Annotated in this window: 10 protein-coding genes, 1 tRNA gene and 1 pseudogene; 4 read left to right on the plus strand and 8 right to left on the minus strand. The window is 65.6% G+C overall.

The features are described from left to right. The 6 genes from LBC97_15735 to LBC97_15760 form a co-directional block, all read right to left on the minus strand. Positions 1–224: hypothetical protein (locus tag LBC97_15735; protein ID MDR2567474.1), on the minus strand; the 224-nt coding region annotated here is incomplete at its 3' end. A gap of 211 nt (positions 225–435) precedes the next feature. Then, positions 436–1,434: a hypothetical protein gene (locus LBC97_15740; protein ID MDR2567475.1), complete on the minus strand. Its 999-nt coding sequence runs from the start codon at positions 1,432–1,434 to the stop codon at positions 436–438. A 54-nt stretch (positions 1,435–1,488) separates the two neighbouring features. Next, entirely contained in the window at positions 1,489–2,256 is a 768-nt protein-coding gene (locus tag LBC97_15745) for an amino acid ABC transporter ATP-binding protein (protein ID MDR2567476.1), read from the minus strand. After that, positions 2,249–2,980, minus strand: coding sequence for an amino acid ABC transporter permease (locus tag LBC97_15750; protein MDR2567477.1), 732 nt, complete (start codon positions 2,978–2,980; stop codon positions 2,249–2,251). Before LBC97_15750 ends, LBC97_15745 begins: the two co-directional genes overlap by 8 nt. 8 nt (positions 2,981–2,988) lie before the next feature. Then, positions 2,989–3,831, minus strand: a complete 843-nt coding sequence (locus LBC97_15755) for a transporter substrate-binding domain-containing protein (protein ID MDR2567478.1) — start codon at positions 3,829–3,831, stop codon at positions 2,989–2,991. A 171-nt stretch (positions 3,832–4,002) separates the two neighbouring features. Further along, complete coding sequence (locus LBC97_15760; protein MDR2567479.1) at positions 4,003–5,151, minus strand: helix-turn-helix domain-containing protein; 1,149 nt, start codon at positions 5,149–5,151, stop codon at positions 4,003–4,005. A gap of 100 nt (positions 5,152–5,251) precedes the next feature. Here LBC97_15760 and LBC97_15765 point away from each other — a divergent pair, with 100 nt between their 5' ends. Further along, positions 5,252–6,514: a M20 family metallo-hydrolase gene (locus LBC97_15765; protein MDR2567480.1), complete on the plus strand. Its 1,263-nt coding sequence runs from the start codon at positions 5,252–5,254 to the stop codon at positions 6,512–6,514. 237 nt (positions 6,515–6,751) lie between these two features. Next, positions 6,752–6,889, plus strand: coding sequence for a hypothetical protein (locus LBC97_15770; protein MDR2567481.1), 138 nt, complete (start codon positions 6,752–6,754; stop codon positions 6,887–6,889). Positions 6,890–7,052: 163 nt separating this feature from the next. Here the strand turns inward: LBC97_15770 and LBC97_15775 are convergent, their stop codons facing one another. Next, positions 7,053–7,958: an Abi family protein gene (locus LBC97_15775; protein ID MDR2567482.1), complete on the minus strand. Its 906-nt coding sequence runs from the start codon at positions 7,956–7,958 to the stop codon at positions 7,053–7,055. A gap of 672 nt (positions 7,959–8,630) precedes the next feature. Here LBC97_15775 and LBC97_15780 point away from each other — a divergent pair. Both LBC97_15780 and LBC97_15785 read left to right on the plus strand, forming a co-directional pair. Beyond that, the gene (locus LBC97_15780) at positions 8,631–9,041 is read left to right on the plus strand and encodes a hypothetical protein (GenBank protein MDR2567483.1); all 411 of its coding nucleotides are present in this window, start codon (positions 8,631–8,633) and stop codon (positions 9,039–9,041) included. Continuing rightward, positions 9,017–9,424, plus strand: a pseudogene (locus tag LBC97_15785) (hypothetical protein). The gene LBC97_15780 and the pseudogene LBC97_15785 overlap by 25 nt, the downstream one beginning before the upstream one ends. 345 nt (positions 9,425–9,769) lie before the next feature. On the opposite strand, the gene LBC97_15790 reads toward LBC97_15785, so the two are convergent. Further along, positions 9,770–9,845 (minus strand) — tRNA-Glu (locus LBC97_15790). Positions 9,846–9,890 lie beyond the last annotated feature (45 nt).

The following is a 9,890-nucleotide window of genomic DNA, read 5'->3' on the forward strand; positions in this document are numbered from 1 at the left end:
GTCAGCGCCTCTGCGGCCAAGATGCTGCCGAGCACGCGCTTGGTTCGCCCTCTGGTGAGCGTCGTCCCAACCACGGTAGCCACAAACACGCCCAGGCAGGCCAGCGGAATAGCCATGAAAATCGCCGCCAACGGATCGAAGTACATCGCGAGCCCCTCCTCCAGTCCCAGCGAGCCGGGCGTCCCCGGAGCAGCGTCCGCCCATCGCGCCCCGCCCGGCAACACGTGGCCCCGAGCCTACTCTTGCCCCCTTGTTCGGAGCTCAGCGGCAGTTCGGCAACCACAGGGGACCGCAGGCACCCCATTGTCCGATGCCGCCGTCAGACTCGGGTTCACCGTGCTGGACCCGGTCGCCGACGACCCGCACAGGCGCCTGGCGGCTTACGCCAGGCCGAAGGCCTTTCCGCAGGCGATCACGCCCCCGCCGGACTTGGCGTCACCAGTCCCGTACCAGTTCGTTCGTGGAGCAGTGGATGTTGCCGCCGTTGTTGATGATCTCGTCATAGTCGATTTGGATCACTTCGAAGCCCCGCCGCCGCAGCATCGCCGCAGTGCGGGGGTAGATCGAAGCCATGATCAGCCTGTGTGGCCGCACGTTCAACGAATTGCAAGCGTTTTGCTCGTCCGGGTGCGGGTGGATGATCTCATAGCCCATGCGTTCTATTTGGGAGATGAATTCGTAGGACAGGCGATGCACGTTCGCCATGATTGTGTTTTCGTCAAGAACCATGAATTGGCCGTCGATGTGGATCGTGTAGCCGGGCAGCGCCACGGTCATCAGTTCTATGCCCAGAGGCTCGAGAAACGAGGCCAGTTGCCGGGCCCCGGAGGTATTGCACCGGATTGACGTGGCATAAACCGCCAAGTCCCTCCGCAGCATCGCGAATGACCCTCCCTCCACTGTGCCATCGCCCGTTATGGTGCCGAGTATTGGCATGCCCACGGCAGCTACCGTTTTGGTGAGGCTGGGCTCCTCGCCGCGCCGCACCCTGGGCGCCAACCGACCGATGATCGCCCCGCCCGGCACAGTCAGCATGGGGTCGCGCGTGTAGACGGACTTTGTGAAGGTGCGCGGCATTTCCGGCGCTATCACCACTTCCACGCCCTCTGACTCCAGCGCCTGCACCAACTGGTTGTGTTGATCCAGGAGAGTCGCCCAGTCTGGCGGCGTGCGGCGCCGGTAGTACCAGTTTCGGCCGGGGTCGACCAGCGCGCCGGCGTCCTCGCGCCAGGCGTCCGCACGGATGTCCTGCATCCCGGGATTCGGGCGCCGGACCACGACCATGCGTAAGGTGCTGGTCTCATCGGCGGCGCCCCAGCGCCGCCCCCAAGTCCCCTCAAGTTCCGCCGGATCGGTGAACACTGGCTCGGGTTCGGGTTCGAGCAAGCGGTGGAAATAGTTCTCTGCGGGGGCGAATCTTTCGACGGGAGGCATCGGATTCCTTTCGTTGGGAGGGTTGGTGGGGTTTTCGGGGACGAGGCCAGCGCCTCAGAGCACGTGCTCAAGAAAGGCTTGGGTGCGAGCCGAGGCCCGCACTGTGAAGAATTCGCTTGGGTGGGAGTCGTCCATGATCCGGCCGTCTTCGAACAACATGACTCGCGAGGCGACGTTACGGGCAAAGCCGACCTCATGAGTCACCACGACCATGGTCATACCTTCGCTGGCCAGGTCCTCCATGACTTTCAGAACCTCGCGAACCAACTCCGGGTCGAGAGCGGACGTCGGTTCGTCAAATAGCATCACCTTGGGCCTGAGGACCAAGGCTCGGGCGATCGCGACGCGCTGCTGCTGACCGCCCGACAGCTCACCGGGGTATCTATGCTCGAATCCGGCCAGGCCAACTCGGTTCAACATGTCAGATGCGGTGTCGCCGATCTCGTCTTTCGACCCGCGCCCGTGCACGCGGAGCGACAGCGTGATGTTGTCCCGCACGTTCATGTGGGGGAACAGGTTGAAGCTCTGGAATACCATGCCGATGGAGGAGCGTTGGTCGGCCAGAATCCGTTCTTTCGCGTTGATCAGGTGCCCGCGGCGCTCGACCTGGCCGACCAGTTCGCCCGCAAAGCGGATTTCGCCGGCGTCCACGGGTTCTAAGAGCGCCAGACAGCGCAGGAAGGTCGACTTGCCCGAACCTGATCGGCCCAAGACGGCCGTCACCTCACCCGTGGTGGTCTGAAACGAGACGCCGTCGACAGCAGTCGTGGAGTGGTATCGCTTGGTAATCTGACTGGCTGAGAGCAAAGGCGGTTCATGCATAGCGGAGGTCCTTCGCGCCGGGTGCCGCTCGGCCCCTCTTAGTGGTGGCGCTGACCCACAGGTAACGCTTTTCGAGCCAGTTTTGACCAGCCATGAACAGAGACACCATCACCAGGTAGTAAATCGCCGCAGCTGAGTAGTACTCCGCGTACGAGAAAGTCCGCGACACGTCTTGGGCGGCGCGATAGAGCAACTCCTGGAGGGATATCACTGAGCCAAGGCTGGTCATCTTCACCATGTTGATGAACTGGTTGCCTGTGGGCGGGATGGCGACCCGTGTCATCTGCGGAATCAGGACATGCCACATGACGCGCCATGGCTTCAAACCCAAAGCCCGCGCCGCTTGGGTTTGGCCGTCCGGGACGGATTTCATGGCCGATCGGAGGATCTCGGCCATCAGCGCGCTCTCCAACAGTGTCAGGCCGACGAAGGCCGCCAGATAGGGGCTGAACCACGACTGCTTCAGGATCGGGATGACCTGTGGAAGCGCGTTCCAGATGAGGATCAGGATCAACAGCGCCGGAATCGCGCGGAAGACCCACACGTAGGCGGCGGAGGCTTTGCGCAGCACGCCGTTCGGCGATTCGCGACCCAGGCCGATGAAGAAGCCGATCACGATCGCGGCGGCTTGCACCAAGGCGGCCAACGTCACCGCGACCAAGGCGCCAGCGAGGTAGGCCCTAGAGAACAGCGCTGCGATGAAGACATCGGAATTGAACGACACGGTGGCTCCTACGGCATGACGACCCGGTCCGGATTGAGGCCGTGCTTGACGGCGATTTCGCCAAACACCCCCTCTTCGGTCAACTTGCGGGCTGCCTCGCGCACCTGGGGCAGCAGCGCCGAGTCCTTTGCGAAGTACATGCCGAACTCGGTTCCCGCGTCGAACAACTCGTCCAGCGCCAGCCAGCCCTCGCCCAAGGTTTGGGCCGCTTGGACGGCGGCGACGTCTGTTTCAATCGTGCCGTCGACCCTCCCGTTTTGGAGCGCCGCGATTGTCTCCGGCATCTCTGGATAAACGCTGATCTCGACTGGCTCGAGGCCTGCTTCGGCGAGTTGGTCGCTGACTTCCTTGATCTTGGTCTCATTGGCGGAAGCGCCTTGCGCCGCGACGCGCAGGCCGGCCAGGTCCTCCACCGTTTCGATGCCCTTCGGATTGCCGGGCGGCACTATCAATGCCGGACCGGTCATCAAGTACGGGATGGCGTCGAAGGTGGCGGTGCGCTCCTCGTTGATGTACAGGCCGGATCTCATGATGTCGCAGCGGCCGGCGGCCAGCCCAGGCAGGAGGCCGTCGAACGCGACCTCAGTGAACACGAGCTTCAGATCGAGCTCGCCCGCGATCTTCTCCAGAGAGTCGACCTCGAATCCTTGGAGCTTTCCGCCTTCGTTCCAATACAAGGGTGGATAGGCGTTCTTGGAGATGCACACGGTGAGCTGGCCTGCCTGGACAACGGGAGCGCTGCTCGACGGGCTGGCCGCGCCGTTGTCCTCGGTTCCGCAGGCTGCAGTTGCGAATGCTGAGCTGATGACTAGAGCGGCAGTGGAGAGGGCCTTGGCGGATTTCGATGGCATGATCTGTGCTCTTTCCGTCGTTGGTCTGGGGATGGCCTAAACGTAGGCACGGCGCGTTGCGGTCAGATGTGCTCTATGTTACGAAAAGCGCCGCCGCCGAAAGCGCTCGGAAGCCATGAGGAAGGAGGCTGACCAGTCCCGCCACAGCCCACCGCTCCGCCGGTCAACCGGTCAACCGGTCCAGGCGACCGCCACGCGCGCCGATTGAATGGGTACGCGCAAGTCCATGCCAGTCAGCTCCCTGAACCGGCTCAACCTGGCCAGGACCGTGTTGCGGTGCGCGTACACCGTCGCTGCGGTCTGGGCAACAGAGCCGGTGGCGAGATAGGCCTTCGCCGTTTCCCGAAGGCGGGCGGCTTCAGCGGGGAGGACCCGTGACAGGCCGGCCTCGATCTCCTCGCCGAGGTCAACTCCCTCCGGCAGAGCAGCCCTAATAACCTGCTGCCAGTTCGCGGCCATGGTGAGCAGTTCGCCCAGTGCGCTTCCGGCCGCATCGGCAAGCACCGTGGCGCGGCGCGCTGCGGCGGCCAGGCCAGCCAATCCCCGCGCGCTGATGTCGAGACCTCCCGCCGTGCCGCGCAGAAAGGCTGGAACCTCCTCAAGCAGGTCGTTCGGCAGCCGCGCGACCGGCCAGAAGAGCAAGGCGTGAGCCGGGGCCGCGTGCAAGAACCGCTGGGTGCCGAAGGCCGCCTCCCGCATTTGGGCGGTGGGCTCACCGGACACGGCGAGCACGCAATACGGCATGTCTGCGGGCACGTTGAACGCCCTCGCGAACCAGTCCTGGGTTTCCCTGCGCGCGCCTTGAGGGCCGAACAACGCGGCGATCGCTTCAGTTCGGCCCTCTCCCCCCGCTTGCGCCCAGCGAATTCGTGTTCTGATATAACTCGCATGGCAGGCCATCGAATAATCGTCGACGACTCGCCAAAGCTCCGGCGCGCGTGTGAGCAGGACCTCCTTGTCGGCTTCCTCCGCAACCCCGGTCAATGCCTCCCACAAAAGGGGTCCGTCCAATAGCACGGCTCTCAGCAGGTCTTCCGGCGGGACGCCCTGTTGAGCGCGCCTGGCGCCCAGGTCACCCGCGAAATCTGTCAGCGCGTTGGTCTGACCCCGACCCAATAGTTGATCAATGATCAGTTCCAGGGACGTCTGCGCCACGGTCTGCAGCTCGGTTGCGGTCACGGCCCCCGCGCGGTAGCCGCGGACTGCGGTGACGCGGGCAACAAACTGCCTCGAAAGCTGGGGAACGGCTGCGGCGAGACGTTCCAAGAGCCGCCGCCACACGGCATCGGGAGCGGTTGTCGCCATGTCTTGGGTGTGCACAAGCACATTCTAGGAGTGCAAGACAGTGGCATGCGCACAGCGCCCGTTTCCCGCGGCGGGGGCAGGGTAGTGACGCGGGACAAGAGAAAGGAGGCGGTGGATGCCGCCAGGCTTCCAGAACACAAGCGACTCGGAATACCTCGACGACTTTCGCGCCCTGTCACAGCACGGCCGGACCGCTGGCGGGGGAGTGGATCGCCAGGCGGGCACTTCGGCCGATCGAGCGGCGCGGGCCTGGCTCCGCGACTGGCTGATTGGCCACGGACTCGTCGAGGCAACCGATGCCATAGGCAATCAGTTCGGGCTCGCCGAGTTGATGCCCGGCTCGTCATGGATACTGCTTGGGTCCCATCTGGATTCGCAGCCTCTGGCTGGCCGCTACGACGGCGCCTATGGCGTTCTGGCGGCGGCCCACGCGGTGGCGAGGACAGCGGCTGCCTGCGCAGGCGGGGCCATCCGGCCGTCGGCCAATCTCGCGGTGGTCAACTGGTTCAACGAGGAAGGCAGTCGGTTTGCGCCTAGCATGATGGGGAGCGGCGTGTTCACCGGCAAACTGGCGCTGGAAGCGGCCCTCGATACTGCCGATGTCGCTGGAACGCGGGTGGCGGATGTGTTGCCGCCACCGGGCGAGGTACGCGCGCCCGGTGCGCGGGACGTGGCCGCTTATGGCGAAATCCACATTGAGCAGGGCCGAAGTCTGGAAGCTAGTGGAACAACAATTGGGCTGGTGAACGCCACCTGGGCCGCGCGGAAATACCGGGCGCGAGTTCTGGGCGAACAGTCGCACACGGGCGCGACTTTGATGCGAGACCGCCGCGACGCTCTGTACGGGGCCGCGCTTCTCATCGCCGCAGGTCGCGACCTCGCGGATGAATTCGCCGACGCGGGACTGCACAGCGGGGTCAGCGAGCTATATGTGCTGCCGAACTCCCCCGTGACCGTGGCTCGGGAAGTGAGAATGAACCTCGACCTCAGGTGCGCTGACGCGACCGCCCTTGACGGGGCGGTGGCAAGCCTTGAACGTCGGGTCGCCACCGTCGAGAAACGCTCGCAAACATCCGTGGAACTCCGTTTGACACACGCTTGGAACCTCATGCCCTACCAGCCTGAGGGCGTGGAATTGGCCCGCCGATCTGCCGAGCGCCTGGGAATCTCTCACGCCACGACGATGACGGTGGCTGGCCACGACTCGACCAACCTCAAGGACCTGGTCCCAACCGTGATGTTGTTCGTGCCGAGCGCAGGCGGGGTGTCCCACAACGAGGCCGAGTTCACGAACGATCAAGACGCGCTGGCAGGGTTGTCGCTCTTCACCGACATTGCTGCCCGTCTGGTCGCAGGCGAACTCTTCCCACCCGCGTGACTGGGGCGTCGCGGCTCGGCCGCCGGTCCGGGCTTTGGGGCTCCTGGTTCTCCGGCCGGGCGTGCGAGCAGAGCGAGTACCCCTAACTGCATGGTTCTCAAGCCACCAGGCCGACATGAAGCGGCTGGTCAAGCGGCTGCGAGCGGCCAGGAAGGCCGGGCGTCCGACCCCGGGAGCCTCCGGAATCGCCGATTCTCGCGGCCCCGTGAAGCGAAATCTGCGAATCGCCAAGCCAAGATGAGCGTTGCCGGGGTTGACGCGATGGCGGACGAGCGCGGGGCTGGTGCCGGCGTCAGCTCCCTTGCGGACAGGTGCGGGGTGGTTGTCCGCACGGTACGCAAGAAGCTGGCGAAGTCTGGGCTGGCGGTCGGCTAGCGGGGATGGCGGACACACCGCGTCGGCCAGCCCGAGCCGGTTCTTCAACCCTCCCGAACTGAGGTCCATCTAGAGGTCGCGGCAAATGATTTGACACCGGAGCCCGCTGGGGGCAACCGGCGCGAAGCGGCACCGGCAGGCGGGCGTGTTGGGGCCGTGCCGCTCAGGCACCGCAGGGGCGCTTCAGGCCGTCGATGTATTCGGGGCGGGATGTGGCCAGCCGCCACAGCGCCTCCGAGTAGCGGGTGTCTCGGCGGACCTGGTCCACGAGGTCGGCGAGAACGGTCAGCCAGGCCCACGGGGTGCGCTGGTACACGCGCTTGTCCGGGTCAGTCTGGAGGCGCTTCAGGACGGGCGGCGCGTACTGGATGTCGGCGCGGTGCCAAAGCCTGGAGTGGTGCGCAGCGATGTTCCGCAGCACCGTCAGCGAGTGGAATGTGTTGGCCGCAAACCGGGCGTCCGGGTAGCCGAAGCTCCTGGCGACACGGGCGCGGGCGGCTTGGTCGGCGAGGAGCCGGTACATCTTCGATACCGTGCCGGGCGTGAACACGCCCATAGCTGCCCATGACGGCGGCGTCTGGCCCGCCTGGGCGTGCCTGGCGACGAAGGGCTCCTTGGTTCGCTCCAGCTCGCGGCCCATCGCGTCGACCAAGTCCTGACGGAGGTCGCCGCCCCGCCTGGCGGGCGGGGCGTAGGCGGTGGGGTCGAGGTAGGCGTAGGCCAAGCCCGCGGCGGCGAGCTCCTCCCCGAGGCGGGCGCGCAGGGTGACCTCGAACACCTCCAGACCACGGGCCGCTGCTGCGCGGAGCCGGGAGTCGAACTGGTAGATGTTGGCTATCTGCGCGACGGTGGTCCCCGGCCTGAACGTCTTGTCCCCGCGCGCCGGGTCGACCTGGAACGGCCGCCAGTAAGGCACCAACCTGGCGTAGGAGTTGTCGGCCAGCAGCCGCGCCAGCGCCTCCCTGTCCCCGGAGCCCAGCTCGAGGCCGCGGCCGACCAGCAAAGCCACCTGGTCGGCCACGCTCAGCGGCGGTTTCGGGGCGTGGGATTTCGGGGTCTTCGGGGCCACGGCGGGTTCCCTTCGGGTCGGGACAGAAAAAAAGCCCGCCGGTATTGGGGAAGCCTTCCGGCTCTAGCCCTGGCGGGGTCTATTGACAATCAAACTACCACGTCCCGAACGCGGCGAGACAAGCCGCATCGAAGCGCGCGGCAGCGCCGACAGGTCGGCTCCGGTGACTGCGGGCGCAGGTCGCCGTGCCGTGTTCTGGGCCTCAGACCCGCGACGCGCCGCCCCACCGGTTCGTCTCTGCCACGGCCTGGCGCGCGGACGGCTCCTCGACGGATGAGGGGATCACATCCCAGCACGGGTCCTTGTTCACCGGCACCGGGTCAAACCCGCCGGTTGTGGCCCAGAGGCGGCGCGCACCCGCCCCGCACGGGTCGGGGAACTCTTCCGGTCTTTGTTTGGGATGGCCGGGGAGGCCGTGGTGAAGTTCTGCGGCGTAATCGCGGCGAGGCCGCGGGGGTGAAGCCGGGTGCCTAACCCGCTGAACGAAACCAAGTGAACGCGGGAACCGTCTGGTCCGCGCCTGTGCCTCCTGTCAGCCAGGCAGGCGGCCGGGCTGGGCGCGTGGTCCGCCGATCCGGGCCGGGCGGGGCGGAGGGGTTGTAGCGCTCCGAGCCGGGGAAAGCCCGGCACATGGGGAAGGACCCTGGCGTTGGTGTGAAAGGAGCAATGGTCATGACGCAAGACCCGCCGGTGGATACCAGCGGCGGCCCGGAGTATGACGCGGATGAGTTGTGGCGTATGGGGTTGGTAGCGCGCAGGCAATGCAGGATCCGCATGTTGGCGGTGGCCGGTCCCGGCCACCGGTTCGCCGATTTGTTTAATCTCGTGGCCCGGCCCGTGTTCGTGTGGGAAGCATGGCAGGTGGTGTCCGGGAACAAGGGCGCCCGGTCGGCGGGGGCGGACGGGGTGACCGTCCACCGGATCGAAGCCGAAGGCCGGGTGGGTGAGTTCCTGCGGGAAATAGGGGACGAGTTGAGGGGCGGGGGTCGCCGGCCTTCCCCGGCCAGAAAACGGTTGATACCCAAGGCGGGGTCGAAAACCAGGAAACGCCGCTGGGGATGCCGACCGTCAAAGACCGGGTAGTCCAAGCGTCGCTGAAAACGGTGCGGGAACCCATGTTCGAGGCCGACTTCAAACCGGTCTCCTATGGGTTCCGGCCCAACCGTCGCGCGCATGACGCGGTAGTTGAGGTGCATCTCTTCGGCGCACACGGATGCCGTTGGGTGTTGGAGGGCGATATCGGGGCGTGTTTCGACCGGATCGACCAGAAGGCCCTGATGGGCAGGGTGCGCGACCGGGTGAAAGACAAACGCGTCCGCGCGTTGGTCAAAGCGTTCCTGAAGGCCGGGGTCCTGACTGGGTTGGGGTATTCGGAGGACACTTTGACCGGCGCTCCCCAAGGCGGGATACTCTCGCCGTTGTTGGCTGATGTCGCCTTGTCCGTGCTGGATGAGGCGTTCACAGCCGACTGGGACGACGGCCGGCCTGTGTCGCTTCGGCGGAATTCCGCCGAAGCGACACACAGCCGGAACCCACTACGCGCTGGCGGGCGCAAGCCGGGTCGAGGTCCAAGCGCTCTTGCGACACGGAGACTCGCGCTCCGTCGATCAGTACATCGAAGTGGCCCAAGCCATGAGCCAGATCGACCGAGACAAGCTCCTATAAGACCTGCGAAACGCCGGACCCCGGAACCTCGTTCCGAGCAAAGTTGTTGCAAAGTTGTGATTCCTGTGCCGATCAGAGCGGAAAGCCAATGCGAGACACTGCCCGAAGCGCAGGTCAGAGGCAGTTTTTTGGGCGCTGCAAAGCTTTGGTACCCCCAACCGGATTCGAACCGGTGCTGCCGCCGTGAAAGGGCGGAGTCCTAGGCCGCTAGACGATGGGGGCCGGACCACCGGCCATGGTACGGCACGCGGTGGACCAGCGCCAATC

The sequence above is a fragment of the Bifidobacteriaceae bacterium genome, assembly GCA_031281585.1.
GTDB lineage: Bacteria > Actinomycetota > Actinomycetes > Actinomycetales > WQXJ01 > JAIRTF01.